The organism is Corallococcus sp. NCSPR001, from assembly GCF_017309135.1.
Classification (GTDB): Bacteria; Myxococcota; Myxococcia; order Myxococcales; family Myxococcaceae; genus Corallococcus.
Window position 1 is genome coordinate 2,040,677 of sequence record NZ_JAFIMS010000002.1, and the last position, 15,100, is coordinate 2,055,776.

At 70.7% G+C, this 15,100-nt stretch carries 12 protein-coding genes; 6 read left to right on the forward strand and 6 right to left on the reverse strand.

Translation table 11 applies throughout. The annotated features are described in order from the left end of the window. Nucleotides 1-10: 10 nt before the first annotated feature. From JYJ93_RS10475 to JYJ93_RS10485, 3 genes are read left to right on the forward strand one after another with little or no spacing between them, the layout of a single operon-like run. Nucleotides 11-754, forward strand: coding sequence for a fatty acid desaturase (locus tag JYJ93_RS10475; RefSeq protein WP_242543754.1), 744 nt, complete (start codon nt 11-13; stop codon nt 752-754). Nucleotides 755-788: 34 nt separating this feature from the next. Next, nucleotides 789-1,778, forward strand: coding sequence for a protein-methionine-sulfoxide reductase catalytic subunit MsrP (gene msrP / locus JYJ93_RS10480; protein ID WP_206788907.1), 990 nt, complete (start codon nt 789-791; stop codon nt 1,776-1,778). Between the two features lie 3 nt (nt 1,779-1,781). After that, the gene (locus tag JYJ93_RS10485) at nt 1,782-2,399 is read left to right on the forward strand and encodes a protein-methionine-sulfoxide reductase heme-binding subunit MsrQ (protein WP_206788908.1); all 618 of its coding nucleotides are present in this window, start codon (nt 1,782-1,784) and stop codon (nt 2,397-2,399) included. A 6-nt stretch (nt 2,400-2,405) separates the two neighbouring features. Here JYJ93_RS10485 and JYJ93_RS10490 read toward each other — a convergent pair whose 3' ends face one another. From JYJ93_RS10490 to JYJ93_RS10505, 4 genes are all read right to left on the reverse strand, one after another. Further along, the gene (locus JYJ93_RS10490) at nt 2,406-2,888 is read right to left on the reverse strand and encodes a response regulator (RefSeq protein ID WP_206788910.1); all 483 of its coding nucleotides are present in this window, start codon (nt 2,886-2,888) and stop codon (nt 2,406-2,408) included. Nucleotides 2,889-3,009: 121 nt separating this feature from the next. Then, nucleotides 3,010-4,182, reverse strand: coding sequence for a hypothetical protein (locus JYJ93_RS10495; protein WP_206788912.1), 1,173 nt, complete (start codon nt 4,180-4,182; stop codon nt 3,010-3,012). Next, nucleotides 4,179-6,737 carry a TonB-dependent receptor gene (locus JYJ93_RS10500; RefSeq protein ID WP_206788914.1) on the reverse strand — a complete coding sequence of 853 codons (2,559 nt, stop codon included), beginning with the start codon at nt 6,735-6,737 and terminating at the stop codon, nt 4,179-4,181. The genes JYJ93_RS10495 and JYJ93_RS10500 overlap by 4 nt, the downstream gene beginning before the upstream one ends. Continuing rightward, entirely contained in the window at nt 6,734-8,344 is a 1,611-nt protein-coding gene (locus tag JYJ93_RS10505; RefSeq protein WP_206788916.1) for a serine/threonine-protein kinase, read from the reverse strand. The genes JYJ93_RS10500 and JYJ93_RS10505 overlap by 4 nt, the downstream gene beginning before the upstream one ends. Nucleotides 8,345-8,633: 289 nt before the next feature. Here JYJ93_RS10505 and JYJ93_RS10510 point away from each other — a divergent pair, with 289 nt between their 5' ends. Together JYJ93_RS10510 and JYJ93_RS10515 are read left to right on the forward strand one after the other, a co-directional pair. Continuing rightward, nucleotides 8,634-9,503, forward strand: coding sequence for an ABC transporter substrate-binding protein (locus JYJ93_RS10510; protein ID WP_206788918.1), 870 nt, complete (start codon nt 8,634-8,636; stop codon nt 9,501-9,503). Between the two features lie 42 nt (nt 9,504-9,545). Beyond that, on the forward strand, nt 9,546-11,501 hold the full coding sequence (locus tag JYJ93_RS10515) for a BamA/TamA family outer membrane protein (RefSeq protein WP_206788927.1): 1,956 nt from the start codon (nt 9,546-9,548) through the stop codon (nt 11,499-11,501). A 6-nt stretch (nt 11,502-11,507) separates the two neighbouring features. Here JYJ93_RS10515 and JYJ93_RS10520 read toward each other — a convergent pair whose 3' ends face one another. Continuing rightward, entirely contained in the window at nt 11,508-12,287 is a 780-nt protein-coding gene (locus JYJ93_RS10520) for a UPF0489 family protein (protein ID WP_206788929.1), read from the reverse strand. A 119-nt stretch (nt 12,288-12,406) separates the two neighbouring features. Between JYJ93_RS10520 and JYJ93_RS10525 the strand changes: the two genes are divergently transcribed. Further along, on the forward strand, nt 12,407-14,632 hold the full coding sequence (locus JYJ93_RS10525) for a S9 family peptidase (protein ID WP_206788942.1): 2,226 nt from the start codon (nt 12,407-12,409) through the stop codon (nt 14,630-14,632). Between the two features lie 104 nt (nt 14,633-14,736). On the opposite strand, the gene JYJ93_RS10530 is transcribed toward JYJ93_RS10525, so the two are convergent. Further along, the gene (locus JYJ93_RS10530) at nt 14,737-14,940 is read right to left on the reverse strand and encodes a cold-shock protein (RefSeq protein WP_014397260.1); all 204 of its coding nucleotides are present in this window, start codon (nt 14,938-14,940) and stop codon (nt 14,737-14,739) included. Nucleotides 14,941-15,100: the final 160 nt, after the last annotated feature.

Consider the following 15,100-nt stretch of genomic DNA (forward strand, 5'->3'; position numbering starts at 1 on the left):
GGGGCGGGGCATGGCCAGTAAGGAAGCCATGGCGCCCGAGCCCTCCATCCGTGCCGCCCCTCCCGACCCATGGGGCGTCGTGCTCGCGCTCGCGGTGGTGGGCGCGTGGGGCGGGCACCTGGCGTGGATGCTGGCGGGGCCCGGGCTGCCGTGGGCCTCGCCGCTCCCCTGGCTGCATGTCCTGCTGCAGATGTGGCTGTCCACCGGCCTCTTCATCACCGGGCATGACGCCATGCATGGGACGGTGTCCCTGGACCGCCGGGTGAACGCCGCGGTGGGGGGGCTGGCCTGCTTCCTCTTCGCGGGGCTGTCCTACCGCCGGCTGGTGGTGAACCACCGCGCGCACCACGCGGACCCCACCGGTGAGCACGACCCGGACTTCGCGGCGCGGGGCCTGTCGTTCTGGCCGTGGTTCGGGGCCTTCATGGTCCGCTACACCACGTGGCCGCAGATCGCGGTCATGGCGCTGAAGTTCAACGTGCTGCTGTGGCTGGGCGTCCCCCAGGCGCGCATCCTGGCCTTCTGGGTGCTGCCGTCGGTGCTGGCCACCGTGCAGCTGTTCTACTTCGGCACGTACCTGCCGCACCGGCGCCCGGAGGCGGAGGGCATGGCGCCGCACCACGCGCGCTCCCTGCCGCGCAACCACCTGTGGGCCCTGCTGTCGTGCTTCTTCTTCGGCTACCACTGGGAGCACCATCAGTCCCCCGGCACGCCCTGGTGGCGGCTGTGGCGGGTGAAGGACGCCCGGCGGTAACCGGAAAAGGCGCTGGGGCGTTATAGAGGGAGTCATGCGCGACAAGCTCCCTCCCGAGCCCCCTGGCTCCGAAGTCACGCCCGAGAAGCTCTACCTGCGCCGCCGCGAGTTCCTCAAGAACGCGGGCCTGTTCGCGGGCACCGCCGCGGTGGTGGGCGGAGGGCTGTACCTGCTGGGCATGAAGCGCACCCGGCCCATGGACGGCTTCGTGCCGGACGCGGGCACGGTGGACCAGCCGGTGGCGCCCGCGCAGGGCCTCTTCAGCACGGACGAGCCGCGCACGCCCTACGAGGACGTCACCACCTACAACAACTTCTACGAGCTGGGCCTGGACAAGAACGACCCGGCCCGCCGCGCGCACCTGCTGAAGACGCGGCCGTGGACGGTCGTCATCGACGGGGAGGTGCACAAGCCGTGGACCGTGGACGTGGATCAGCTCATCTCCGCCTTCCCGCTGGAGGAGCGCGTCTACCGGATGCGGTGCGTGGAGGCCTGGTCCATGGTGATTCCGTGGCTGGGCCTGCCCCTGGGCAAGCTCTTGGACCGCGTGCAGCCCACGTCCTTCGCGAAGTACGTGTCCTTCACCACGCTGGAGGACCCGGAGCAGCTGCCCGGCCAGAAGAGCCCGGTGCTGAACTGGCCCTACGTGGAGGGCCTGCGCATGGATGAAGCCATGCACCCGCTGACGCTGCTGGCCACGGGCCTGTACGGCAAGCAATTGCCCGCGCAGAACGGCGCCCCGCTGCGGCTGGTGGTGCCGTGGAAGTACGGCTTCAAGGGCATCAAATCCATTGTCCGCATCACGCTCACGCGCGAGCAGCCGCCCACGACGTGGAACATCGCCAACCGGCGCGAATACGGCTTCTACGCCAACGTGAACCCGGCGGTGGACCACCCGCGCTGGAGCCAGGCCACGGAGCGCCGCATCGGTGAGACGTCGCGCCGGCCCACGCTGCCCTTCAACGGTTACGCGGACGCCGTGGCCGGCCTCTACCGCGGCATGGACCTGAAGCGGGACTTCTGAACCATGGCCTCCTCCAAGCTCCCCTGGCTGAACCCCGCCATCGCCGTCGGAGGGCTCTCTCCGCTGCTGCTCCTCGCGATGCAGGGGGCGCAGGGACAGCTGGGGGCCAACGGCATCGAGTTCGCCCTCAACCAGACGGGCCTCTTCGCGCTGGCGGTGCTGGTGGGCTCCCTGGCGTGCACGCCGGTGCGGCTGGTGACGGGCTGGACGTGGCCCGCGCGCATCCGCCGCACGCTGGGCCTCCTGGCCTTCACCTACGCGGCGGCGCACTTCCTCACCTACGCCGTGTTGGATCAGGGCCTGGACGTGCGCGCCATGGGGAAGGACGTCTTCACGCGGCCCTTCATCACCGTGGGCTTCACCGCGCTGATGCTGCTGGTGCCGCTGGCCGTCACGTCCACCAACACGTGGGTGCGGAGGCTGGGCTTCCCCAAGTGGCAGCGCCTGCACCGGCTGGCCTACGTGGCCGCGGTGCTGGGCGTGGTGCACTTCGTGTGGCGGGTGAAGAAGGACGTCACGGAGCCTGTGCTCTACGGGGCCGTCCTGGCGCTGCTCTTCGCGGTGCGGGTGGGCGAGGCGCTGCGAAAGCGGCGGGCGCTCGCGCGGGAGCGCCCGGCCTGAAGCGGACTACTTCGCGGCGGCGCGGGGCAGCGGGAGGATGGTGTCCACCAGCGTCATCAACTGCGCGCAGCTCACCGGCTTGCGCACGAAGGCGCTGATGCCGGCCTTCTGACCCAGCGCGCGGACCTCCGCCACGTTCGGGTCGCCCGTCATCATCAGGATGGGGACCTTGGACAGCCTGGCGTTGCTGCTGGCGCGGATCTGCCCGGCGAAGTCCGCGCCGTTCATCCCGTCCATGTGGAAGTCGGTGAGGATGAGGTCCACGTGCTCCGCCTCGGCGACCTTGAGGCCCTCCTCGGCGGACTCCGCCTCCAGGAACTCGAAGCTGCGGGCCATGAGGTAGATCTTCAGCAGCGTGCGGATGGAGCGGCTGTCGTCCACCAGCAACACGCGCTGCGGACCGGTCCCCCCGGCCGGACGGACCGTGGGCGTGCTCCCCGTGGGACGGGCGGGCGCGTTTTCGGGGACGGAGAGAGGACCGGCCTTCATCGGAATCAAAACCTCGGGGAGGAAACGCCTCCAGCGGCTCCGCCCATGGTCGCGGAAGGGCCCTGCGAAGTCAAAGCAACCCAGGGCCACGCACCGCGATGGGGGGAGGGCGAAAACGACCTCAGCGGACCTCCAGCACGAAGGCCTGGGACTGCACGCCCGGCAGCCCCACGGCCTCCGCGAGCGCCGGGTCCAGCTCGTTGGGCAGCCGCCACGTCTGCCCCGTGGACTGCAGCAGGATGACGCTGTAGCGGCCCGGGGGCACGGCCGTGAGCGGCGTGGGCGCGGCGGGGTCGCGCGCGTCCAGCGCCTGGGCGCGGATGGCCACCACCAGCTGCGGAACGAAGACGGGCTGCGGGCGGGGCTTCCCCTGTTCATCGAGCAGCGCGGCGAGCAGCGGGTCGGGCACCAGCCCGGCCGCCAGCACCACCGCGTCCGGCTGGCCGTCGCGGTTGTGGTCGGTGTCGTCCGCGTAGCCCGTCACGCCCTCCGCCAGCTTGCGCACGATGACGCGCGGCCAGACGACGTCCGGCTTGCCGTCCGCGTTGGCGTCGTCCGGGATGCCGTCCTTGTTGGCGTCCCCCAGCTGCACCCAGAAGCCCGGAGGACGCTGGTCCACCGCGCCGGTGAGCGTCTGCGGCGTGAGCGTGAGCGTCTTCAGGGGCGTGGTCGCGGTGTTGAACTCGCGCGCGTCCGCGGTCTGGAACGCCGGCCGGTCGAAGGGCACGGTGGCCGAGTCCGCGAAGGACACGGAGACGCCGGTGAGCGGCTGGGGCCAGCCGTCCGCGTCCGTGGTGATTTCCAGGATGCGCGTGGCGCTGGTGGCGGGGTCCACCGCGCCGCCGCCCACGTCGCCCGCGTTGGGCTCGGAGGTGACGCCGTACCAGGGGTTGAAGTCAGACACGTGGCAGGGCTGCGTGCCGCTGCGGCAGGTGTCCGCGTCGATGAAGCCGCGCAGGAGATAGCGGCCCGGCTCCACGAGGCTCAGCGAGAACGGCGCGGTGAACGGGCCCGTGGAGTTGTCCCCCAGGGACGCGCCGAACAGCTCCGCCGCGGTGATGACGGTGAAGGCCAGCGGGCGGCCGGAGCCCGCGGGCGGCGGCGGGTTGGCCGCGTCGTAGAGGAACACGATGGCGTTGCCGCGGGCGCGCGACTGCACCACCAGGTTGCCCTCGATGCGGGCCGAGCGCGTGTGCTGGCGGCCGTCCGCCGTGGGCACCACGTCCGGGGCATCACAGCCGCCCGACAGGAGCGACGCGAGCGTGAACGCGAGGAAGGGAAGGGCGCGCTTCATGGGGTCACCGTGAGGTTGGCGAACACGCGCCGCTCGATGCGGTTGCCGAAGGGGTGCTCCGCGTGGCCGCCACCGAGCTGGCTGCCCTGCAGCGCCACGGAGACGAAGTCCTTCACCACGGTGTAGCCCACGCGGGCGTTGACGACGGTGTACGCGGGGAGGTTGTTGGCGATGAGGTCCACGCGCGTCGGGTCGGACGCGGAGGGCTCGCGCTCCACCCAGGTGGTGGAGGTGGTGAACGCCGCTTCGATGCCGAACTCCAGGTCCGTGCGCGTGCGGTAGGTGACGCCGCCGAAGAGCCGGAAGGCCGGCGTCTGGCTGCACGTGCCGCACTGGCCCTCGTCCGGCAGGTCGGAGCTGATGTGCTGGTACGCCGCGCTCGCCTTCACGCCCAGGCCGTCGATGGGGGACACGTTGATGCCCGCCTCCACGCCGCGCGCGGTGTAGATGGCGGCCTCGTTGGTGAACATGGAGCGGCCCAGCAGGTAGCTGCCGGTGCCGCTGTCGAAGGACTCACCGGCGGGCAGCGACTGCACGGGTGACAGGGCGATGAGGTCCTTCACCGTGTTCTGGTAGAGGGCCACGTCCCAGTCCAGACCCAGGCGCGGGGACTCACCGCGCCAGCCCAGCTCCAGCGCGTTGAGGCGCTCGGGGCGCAGCGTCCGGTTGCCGGTGGTCAGCAGGCTCACGCCGTTGACGCCCGGCACGGGCACGGGCAGCCGGGTGTAGCTCTCCAGGAACGTGGGCTCGCGGAAGGCGGTGGCCACGGACGCGCGGAAGGCGTGCCCTTCAATGGGCTGGAACACCGCGGACAGACGCGGCGACTGCGCGATGCCCGGGTTGCCCTTGTCGAGCAGCGGGTGGCGGTCCACGCGGTAGCTGACGATGAGCCGCAACGGCTGCACGATGCGCCAGTCGTCCTGGACGAAGGCCGCGGCGTGGAACTCCTCGCGCAGGTCGTCCAGGTACGTGAAGGCCACGCGCTTCAGGCGGCCCTCCACGCCGATGTTCACCTGGTGCTCACCGGCCAGTTCGAAGCCGCGCGCGTACAGCGCTTCACCGTTGAAGACGTTGGAGGCGACCTGGATGCCCAGCGAGCGCTGGCCGATGGCCTCGTACTGGGGGCCCGCGTCGCCGGACAGGTGGTTCCAGAACGCCTTGAGCTTCACCGCGCCCAACTCCACGTCCGCCTTGGCGTACGCGCCCAGGCCGTCGATGTAGTAGTTGCGCAAGAGGCCCAGCGGGTAGATCTCCGTCAGGTAGCGGTGCACGCCGCCGGAGACGCCAATCGCCTGGCCCTCCTGGAACGTGTAGACGGTGGACAGGTTGGCGCGGGCCCCGCGCTGCCCCAGGTCCGGATCCGCGGGCCCCTGAAGCGCGAAGTCCGGACGGCCGGACTCGTAATCGCGGCTCCACTTGTCCTGCTGCTGGTAGGCGGCGGACGCGCGGTAGCGCAGGCCCCCGTTCTGGCCGTGGCTGACGAAGGAGCCCTGCACGGTGTTGCCGCCGCCCGCCATGGCGCCGAAGCGCGCGCGGCGGCCGGTGCCGGGGGCCTGGGTGATGATGTTGATGACGCCCAGCATCGCGTTGGCGCCGTACAGCGCGCTGCCCGGACCGCGGATGACCTCGATGCGGTCGATTTCCTCCAGGCCGATGGGCAGCCCCGCCCACACCGTGAGGCCGAGGAAGTCCTGGTACTCCGTGCGGCCGTCCACCAGCACCAGCACCTTGTTGGCCAGGCGCTGGTTGAAGCCGCGCAGGCTGACGTTGGCGCTGCCCACGCCCATGGCCATCACGTCCGCGCCGGGCACGCGGCGCAGCAGCTCCGGCAGCGTGGTGGCGCCCGACAGGCGGATGTCCTCCGCGGTGATGACGGTGGTGGCGTTGGGCGCCTCCAGCGAGGACTGGGCGCGGCGGCTCGCCGTCACGACGCGCTCTTCATACGGCACCAGGCCCTGGTCGCCGGAGGTGTCGCCGGACTCGGCGCTGCCGCTGGAGCTGACGGTGGTGGGGCCGGGCGTGGCCGCGGGCTGCTGCGCGCCCTGGGGCTGGGCGGACATGGACTCCGCGCGGGCGACGGCCTTCTCCAGCCGCTCCATGAGCGAGGCCATCTGCTGCTGGGCCTGGATGCTCGTGGCGGGCGGCGGCGGCATGGGCAGGCCGGTGGTGCCCGTCGTGCCGGTCTCGGTGCCGGGGGCGGGCGCCTCCGCCTGGGCCGCCTTCTGCGTGGACTCCAGGCGCGTCACCTGGGCCTGCACGTTGGCGGCGTCCGGCGGGTTGGAGGCGAGGTAGCGCTTGTAGGCGTCCAGCGCTTCGTCCAGCCGGCCCGCGTCCTGGTACGCCCGGGCGATGTTGTAGAGGACGCTGGGGTGCGGCTTGATGGCATAGGCCGCTTCCAACTCGGCGATGCCTTCATCGAAGTTCTTCTGCTCGATGAGGCTCATGCCATTGCGGAAGTGGCGGCGCGCTTCGAGGCGCGCGTCCGCCAGGGCCTCGGTCGCGCAAAGACACAGCGCGAGGAGCGCCCCACGTCGGAAGGCTGTCGGGGGATTCACTGGTACGGATCGTCCTTGTACGAGGAGGCCGGCGCCTTGGGGGAAGGCTTCGGTCCCGGTTGCTTCTTGATGCGCGGAAGCTTGATGGAGACGCTGACGGTGGAGCCCGGCTCGCCCGCGTACTTCTTGCTGACGGTCTGGTAGCCGTCCATGGCGAACGAGACCTCCACGGACGCGAGGCCCGGGCCATCAGGGGTGTGGTTGATGACCAGGGGCGTCGTGCCACGCACCTTGCCGTCGAGCATGATCTCCGCGCCCTGGGGCTCACTGTCCAGGTCGAAGCGCACGGGCAGGGGGGCGGCGGGCGGCGGCGTGACGGCGGCGGTCTGCGTGGCGGGCTCGCGGGCGGGCGGCGGCGCGACGGGCGCGCGCGCCACGGGGGCGGACACGGCAGGCTCCACCGGGGGCTTCTGGGCCCCTTTCAGCACGAGGATGCCCGCCACGCCCAGCCCCACGACCAGGGACGCGCCGAACAGCGCGAGGCCCAGGCCCTTCCTGGACTTCTTCTCCGCGAGGCCGCCGGCCTCGTCCACGGAGATGTCCAGCGCCATGGTGTTGGGCGCGGGCGTGGGGCCGGAGCCCAGCGCCTGGTGGGGGCCGGTGTGGATGCCGCTGTGCGGACCGCTGTGGGGGCCGGAGCCCACCGCGTTGAGGCCGGTGCGCGTGGCGAAGACGCCGCTGACGCCGGACGCGGACGCGGCGGTGCGCATGCCCTGGAGCACCGCGTCCATGGACGCGTAGCGGTCCACGGGGCGCTTGGCCAGGCACTTCATCACCAGCGCCTCCACCTCCGCGGGCACGTTGTGGTCCGGCCACACGGTGTGGAAGGGAGGCGGCGGGTCGTTGATGTGCTTGACGATGACGTCGATGCTCTGCGCCGCCTGGAAGGGCGGCCGGCCCATCAGCACCTGGTAGAGCACCACGCCCAGGCTGTACACGTCGCTGCGCGGATCCGCGATGTTGCGCGCCTGCTCCGGCGCCATGTACTGCGGCGAGCCCAGGATGACGCCCGCCTGCGTGAGCGTGGTGTCCTCCTTCATGGCGGCGTCACCGGTGAAGGACTTCACCAGGCCGAAGTCCAGCACCTTCACCACGTCGTGATCCGCCTCCTGGTTGAGGATCATCACGTTGGCGGGCTTCAGGTCGCGGTGGATGAGGCCGACCTTGTGCGCCTCGCGCAGCGAGCGGGCCACCTGCTGCCCGATGGCGAGCGCGCGCTCCCACGGCAGCGGCCCTTCCTGGGTGAGCAGCTGCGACAGCGTCAGCCCCTCCAGGTACTCCATGGCGATGTAGTAGATGCCGTCTTCCGTCTTGCCGTAGTCGATGACGGTGACGGTGTTCGGATGGCGCAGCTTCGCGGTGACGCTGGCCTCCAGGAAGAAGCGCTTCTGGAAGCCCGGGTCCTTGCCCTCGCCGCTGTACTGCGGGTTGAGGACCTTGAGCGCCACCAGCCGGTCCAACGGGGCCTGCATCGCCTTGTAGACGCGGCCCATGCCTCCGGCGCCAAGCGTCTCCAGGATGCGGAAGCGCTCGTTGAGGATCCGCCCGAGCAGGGGATCCGGCACGTCGGCGGGCGCGCCCTGGCGGCGGGCGTCGCTTTCGATCATGTGTTCCCCCAAGGCGAAGAGAAGGACCGCATACGTCGTTTCGGACCCGGCGGATGCTAGCACCGCCTTTGAAAACCGCCCAAGAGACGTGCCGCTATCATCGCCACGCCCCGGCGCCGAGTTTCCGGCCCGCGCCGCGCGCTCGCACTCCCACACCTCCCGTGCGCATCGCGTCCCCGGTGGTGATTGGAAAACGGGGAAATCAGCGTCCGTTGCCGCACAGTCCGAGGCCGCTGGTGCGTCGCGTCATCCCCGGTGCCGGGGGCTGGGGCGGGTTAGGGTCTCCCGCATGAATGCCCTGCTGTCCGCGCTGTTGTCGTCCGCGCCGCGCTATCCGCGGCGGGTGGTGTGCCTGACGGAGGAGACGACGGAGGTGCTCTACCGCATTGGCGCGGGGGACCTCGTGGTGGGCGTGTCGGGGTTCACGGTGCGGCCTCCGGAGGCGCGCAAGAAGCCGCGGGTCAGCTCGTTCCTGGACGCGAACTTCGAGCGGATATTGGAGCTGAAGCCGGACCTGGTGCTGGGCTTCAGCGACCTGCAGGCGGACATCGGCCGGGAGCTGTGCAAGCGCGGGGTGCCCGTGTACCTGTTCAACCAGCGCTCGCTCGCGGAGATATTGCAGGCGGTGCGGCTCACCGGGGCGCTGGTGGGGCGCGCGGAAGCAGCGGAGGCGCTGGCGGTGGAGCTGGAGAAGAACCTGGAGCGCCACTCGGACGCGGCGCAGTCGCTGCCGAAGCGGCCGCGCATCTTCTTCGAGGAGTGGCACGAGCCGCTCATCTCCGGCATCCGCTGGTGTTCGGAGCTGGTGGAGGTGGTGGGTGGGGTGGACGTGTGCCAGGAGTCGCGCGCGTCGCAGGGGGCGAAGGGCCGCATCTTCGACCCGGAGGAGGTGGCCCGGCGCGACCCGGAGGGCGTCATCGCCAGCTGGTGCGGGCGCAAGGCGAAGCGGGAGAAGATTGCCTCCCGGCCGGGTTGGTCCGGCGTGCGGGCGGTGGTGGACGACCAGCTCTACGAAGTGAGGAGTTCCTACATCCTCCAGCCGGGGCCGGCGGCGCTGTCGGACGGGGTGGATCAGCTGGCGCGCATCGTGGCGGCCATCGCGAAGGGGGAGAAGCTGCCCATGGCCCGGCCGGGCGACCTGCGCACCGCGCTGGAGTGAGGGGAGGCTGGCGGCAGGCCCAGCGCATGACAGGATGCGCGCGTGCCGCTCCCACTGTCCGTCCTGCTGCTGACCGTGCTCGTCGCGACGGGACAGGCGTCGCCTTCCGATACGCCCACTCCGCCCGAGCCTGAAGGCGCCGGCAAACCCCAGGACGTCACGCCGCCGGATGCGCCGGATGCGCCGGTGCGCTCGCCGGACGTCGAGCCGTCGGGCGTGTCGAACACGGAGGTCGCGGCACCGCCCCGCTCGGAGCAGGTCCCGGTGGGGCCGGAGGGCACGCAGGCGCCCGTGGCCACCTCGGACGCGGAGCGCACGAAGAACTACGAGGAGGCGCTCATCGCCTGGGGCCTGGGCGAGGTCGAGCGTCAGGTGGAGCCTGAGCCCCAGGGCAAGATGCTGGAGGAGGTGCTCGTCACCGCGGAAGAGGTCGTCGCGCCGATGGATCCGTATCCATCGCTGCTCAACATCTTCCACGTCCGCACCCGCGATGAGGTCGTGCGTCAGGAGGTGTTGATTACGCCGGGGCAGCCGTACTCGGAGGCGCTCGTCGCGGAGTCGGTGCGCAACCTGCGCAAGCTGGGCCTGTTCTCCGTCGTGCGCGCGGTGCCGGTGAAGGGCAGCGCCCCGGACAAGGTCGCGCTGCTGCTGGTGACCAAGGACCTGTGGTCGCTGCGGCTCAACAACGAGTTCTCCGCCGTGGGCTCGCTGCTGCTCTACCTGCGCTTGCAGGGCACGGAGCAGAACTTCCTGGGGCGCGGCAAGAAGGTGGCGCTGGACTTCATCATGCGCCTGGACACGTTCAGCTTCGGCCAGAGCTACACGGACCGGCGTGTGCTCGGCAGCCGCTGGTCGCTGACGGAGTCCGCCGCGGTGCTGATCAATCGCGACACGGGCAAGGCGGAGGGCTCGCGCGGGAGCCTGGTCGTCAGCCGGCCGCTGTATTCGCTGGCCACGCCGTGGAGCCTGAGCACGTCCGTGGCGTGGAACATGGAGACCGCGCGGCAGTTCCGGGGCGCGGACATCTGGCAGCTCCCGTTCCCGGACGGCGAGCCCGTGCCGTACATCTACAACGCGCGCGAGGTGGCCGCGGGCGCCACGTACACGCGCTCCTACGGCCAGCGCTACAAGTGGAACGTGGGCATGGGCGCGGGGGCCTACCACTACGCCTACGCCGCGCCGGTGGCGTCCCAGCTCACCGGCGCGCAAGAGGACTGGTTCCGCCGCAACTACCTGCCGCGCGCGGAGGACGCGGGGTACGCGAACTTCTCCTTGAGCGCCTTCGAGGCCCGCTACGACGTGCTTCGCAACGTGGACTCATACACGCTGTCGGAGGACTTCCAGCTGGGGCACTCCGTGCTGGCCACGCTGCGCTACGCGCCGCCGGTGTTCCCCTCCGCCGCGCACTTCGCGGAAGGGGGCCTGTCCCTCCGCTACCGCGTGCACTGGGGGGACGCGCTCACCACCGCGTCCGCGGCCGCGTCCATCCGCCAGCAGTTCAGCGCCCAGCAGCCGGGCGTGAAGGAGGGCTGGACGAACCGCCGCTGGGCCGCGGAGCTGGTGCAGGTGTCGCCGCGCGTGCTCGGGGGGCGCTTCGTGGCGCGCGGCCTGCTGGACGTGAACATCGACGACCTGGCCGAGCGCGTGAGCCTCTTGGGCGGCAGCAACGGCCTGCGCGGCGCGGCGGTGGATGCGTACTCCGGCAGGCGGCTGTTGCTGGTGAACCTGGAGTACCGCACCGCGCCGCTCGTCGTGCGCACGGTGCACCTGGGCGGCGTGTTCTTCCTCGACTCGGGCAGCGCCTTCAACGAACGCCCGGAGATGGTGACCACCGTGGGCGTGGGCCTGCGGGTGCTGTTCCCCCAGTTCAACGTGTTCCCGTTCCGCATCGACTTCGGCTACGTGCTCAACGGAGACCGTCCCCCCGTGGGCAGCCGCCTGTCGCTCAGCAGCGGGCAGGTGACGGACTACCGGCCCAGCTTCCTCGACTCTCCTTGACGCGGCTCAGGGCGGTTCGACGCGGAGCAATTCGCGGAAGAGGACCTCCGCCACGTCGCGGAACAGCTCCCCGGACGCGAGCAGCCCGCCACAGTGATGCGGCTCGCGCGCGAGCGTCAGCGCCACCGCCTTGCCCAGCACCGCGTCCCAGAAGGGCTCCGAGTCAGAGGGCAGGAGGAACTCGCGGATGACGGCCTTTGGCCACGGGAGCACGGTGGTGGGGTCCGCGTCGCTCAGGCTGGTGAAGCAGTCCAGGTCCACGTCCAGCAGCACGGCGGACGCGGCCTCCAGCACGTCGCGCACCGCGTCCGTGGGGCCGGGGTGCACGTACGCCTCCGCCGCGCGGTCCACGGTCGTCACCGTCGCGATGCGGTGCGTGCGGCCACGCGTGTCCACGTAGGCGTCCCCGGCGAAGGAGCCCCGGGGCCGGGTGCGCGCGATGATGAGCGCGTCGCCCACGAGGTTCGCCTCCATGGCCGCGAGGATGTGGTCGTAGTTGCGCACGTCCAGCTTCCACCTCGCGTGCTCGTCCAGCGCGTGCAGGCCGGCGGAGCGGTCCGGCATGTCGGCGGGATGCTCGGGCACGACGATGTCCAGGTGCCGGTCCAGCGTGACGAGCAGGGCAGGGGGACCCGCGTCGCCCAGGGCGCACGCCCACGCGGGCAGCGCGAGCCGATGCGGGTCGAACACATAGGCGTCCGTCGGCCCCCGGCCTCCACCCAGGCCCAGCCGCACCACGCCCGCGAGGCGCAGGTGGCGCAGGGCGTCGTCATTTTTCGGGTTCATTGGGGGTGGGAATCCTCTCCTGGGCCGGACGTTGAGGGGGCCGCGCGGTGGCCGGAGTGTAGGCTTGCCCGCACCTTCCCGCGAAAGGAGCCCCGCCCCGCGCGGGGATTCAGCTACGCATGCGTCAGGTCCTTACCGCCGCCGCGCTTCTCCTCATGAGCAGCGCCCCCTCCATCGCCCAGGAGCGCAAACCCTCCGCCATGGCCCCTTCGCAAAAGCAGCCGGACACCTTCCTGCGTCAGTACGCCGAAACGCGCCGCTTCCAGAGCGGCCGCCCGGTGGGCACGCGCATCACTCCGGACGAGAAGTCCGTCCTCTTCCTGCGCACCTCCCCCACGTCCAACGTGCAGATGCTCTACGCGTTCGACGTGGCCGGCGGTCAGGCGCGTGAGCTGCTCACGCCGGAGGCCCTGCTCAAGGGCTCGGAAGAGACGCTGTCCCCCGAGGAGAAGGCCCGCCGCGAGCGCATGCGCGTGAGCGCCCGGGGCTTCACCTCCTACAGCCTCTCCGAGGACGGCACCCAGCTGCTGGTGCCCCTCTCCGGCCGGCTCTACGTGGTGGACCGCGCCACGGGGAAGTCCACGGAGCTGAAGACGGGCCCCGGCGTCATCGACCCGCGCCTGTCGCCGGACGGCAAGCAGGTAGCGTACGTCCGTGAGCACGACGTGTACCGGGTGGACCTGGCGGCCAACCGAGAGAAGCGCGTCACGCAGGGTGGGACGGCGCAGAAGACGCACGGCCTGGCGGAGTTCGTGGCGCAGGAGGAGATGAGCCGCTTCGCCGGCTACTGGTGGAGCCCGGATTCGAAGTCCATCGCGTACACGGAGTCCGACACGTCCGACGTGGAGAAGCTCACCATCGTGGACGTGATGCACCCGGAGAAGGGCGGGGAGATCTTCCCGTACCCCCGCCCCGGCAAGGCCAACGCGAAGGTGCGCCTGGGCGTCACGCCCGTCACCGGCGGCAAGACGGTGTGGGCGCAGTGGGACGCGCAGAAGTACCCGTACCTGGCCACCGTGAAGTGGGACAAGGGCGGGCCGCTCACCCTCGTGGTGCAGAACCGGCTCCAGACGGAGGAGCAGGTGCTGGCGGTGGACCCGGCCACGGGCAAGACGCGCGTGCTCCTCACGGAGAAGGACAACGCCTGGGTGGAGCTCGCGCAGGACTACCCGCTGTGGCTGGAGGATGGCTCCGGCTTCCTCTGGTACACCGAGCGCAACGGCGGCCCGGAGGTGGAGCTGCGCAAGGCGACGGGTGAGCTGGACCGCTCCGTGGTGAAGCCGGACGCGGGCTACCGCAACCTGTCGCGCTTCGTGCAGGCGGACAAGACGCTCTTCTTCACCGGCGACCCGAACCCCACGCAGAGCCACCTGTGGCGCGTGAAGATGGGCGGCGCCCCGGAGCAGGTGGCCACGGGCACCAGCGGCCCGGCGGTGGAGAACGGGCTCGTGTCCAAGAACGGGGGCCTCATCGTCCTCAACACGCAGGGCCCCAAGAGCATGCCGCGCACGGTGGTGCTCAAGGGTGACGGCACGAAGCTGGGCGAGCTGCCGGAGGTGGCGCAGGAGCCGTCCTTCACGCCGAACTTCGAGATCCGTCAGGTGGGCGCGAAGAAGTTCTGGACGTCCCTGGTGAAGCCGCGCGACTTCAAGCCCGGCCAGAAGCTGCCCGTCATCGTGGAGGTCTACGCGGGCCCCACCGTCACCGTGGTGCACCAGTCCATGGCCGCGCACCTGCTCAGCCAGTGGTTCGCGGACCACGGCTTCCTGGTGGTGAAGGTGGACGGCCGCGGCACGCCGCTGCGCACCTCCGAGTGGAACCGCGCGGTGAAGAACGACTTCGCCACCGTCACCCTGGATGACCAGATTGAAGCGGTGCAGGCGCTGGCCAAGGAGGTCCCGGAGATGGACCTCTCCCGCGTGGGCATCACCGGCTGGAGCTTCGGCGGCTACATGGCGGCGCTCGCCGCGCTGAAGCGCCCGGACTTCTTCAAGGCCGCGGTGTCCGGCGCCCCGGTGGTGGACTGGCGCGACTACGACACGCACTACACCGAGCGCTACCTGGGCCTGCCCGAGGAGACGCCCCAGGCCTACGAGGTCAGCAGCCTGCTGACGTACGCGAAGAAGGACAGCCCCATTGGCGCGCTGCTGCTCATCCACGGCACCGCGGATGACAACGTGTACTTCTTCCACACGCTGAAGCTGTCGGACGCGCTCTTCCGCGCGGGCAAGCCGCACCAGCTCCTGCCCCTGTCCGGCCTCACGCACATGGTGCCGGATCCGCTCATCACCGAGCGCCAGTACGAGCGCGTCATCGCCCACTTCGAGCAGAACCTGAAGAAGTAGGCCGCGCGGCGAAGACGCTGCAAAGGCAGAGGCCCGGCTCCCTTTCGGGGACCGGGCCTCTGTTGCTTCAACCAGTCCGTGAGGAATGGCTGAGACGCGTCACTTCACGCCGCGCGGACGTTCTGCGCCTGCAGGCCCTTCGGGCCCTTGGTGACTTCGAACTCCACCTTCTGGCCTTCGGCCAGCGTGCGGAACCCATCCATGTTGATGGCGGTGTGGTGGCAGAACACGTCCTCGCCGCCGCCGTCCTGGGTGATGAAGCCGAAGCCCTTCGCGTCGTTGAACCACTTCACGGTACCAGTTGCCATTGCGCTTCCTTGCGTTTGCAGGGCAGCCGTGGGGAAGGCCACCCGTTCTGCCCGACGACCGGGAGACAGAGCTATTTGTAGTGAAAGGGCCGACTGGAAGTCCAGCCGGCCCTCCGGGATTGCCCGACTTGCAACCCCGCACTGTCATGTGCGGGGGAGT

What these genes read in the sequence shown, in the direction of transcription:
- JYJ93_RS10475 (WP_242543754.1), top strand. Translation starts at nt 11, where the DNA reads ATGGCCAGTAAGGAAGCCATGGCGCCCGAGCCCTCCATCCGTGCCGCC.
- msrP (WP_206788907.1), top strand. Translation starts at nt 789, where the DNA reads ATGCGCGACAAGCTCCCTCCCGAGCCCCCTGGCTCCGAAGTCACGCCC.
- JYJ93_RS10485 (WP_206788908.1), top strand. Translation starts at nt 1,782, where the DNA reads ATGGCCTCCTCCAAGCTCCCCTGGCTGAACCCCGCCATCGCCGTCGGA.
- JYJ93_RS10490 (WP_206788910.1), bottom strand. Translation starts at nt 2,888, where the DNA reads ATGAAGGCCGGTCCTCTCTCCGTCCCCGAAAACGCGCCCGCCCGTCCC.
- JYJ93_RS10495 (WP_206788912.1), bottom strand. Translation starts at nt 4,182, where the DNA reads ATGAAGCGCGCCCTTCCCTTCCTCGCGTTCACGCTCGCGTCGCTCCTG.
- JYJ93_RS10505 (WP_206788916.1), bottom strand. Translation starts at nt 8,344, where the DNA reads ATGATCGAAAGCGACGCCCGCCGCCAGGGCGCGCCCGCCGACGTGCCG.
- JYJ93_RS10510 (WP_206788918.1), top strand. Translation starts at nt 8,634, where the DNA reads ATGAATGCCCTGCTGTCCGCGCTGTTGTCGTCCGCGCCGCGCTATCCG.
- JYJ93_RS10520 (WP_206788929.1), bottom strand. Translation starts at nt 12,287, where the DNA reads ATGAACCCGAAAAATGACGACGCCCTGCGCCACCTGCGCCTCGCGGGC.
- JYJ93_RS10525 (WP_206788942.1), top strand. Translation starts at nt 12,407, where the DNA reads ATGCGTCAGGTCCTTACCGCCGCCGCGCTTCTCCTCATGAGCAGCGCC.
- JYJ93_RS10530 (WP_014397260.1), bottom strand. Translation starts at nt 14,940, where the DNA reads ATGGCAACTGGTACCGTGAAGTGGTTCAACGACGCGAAGGGCTTCGGC.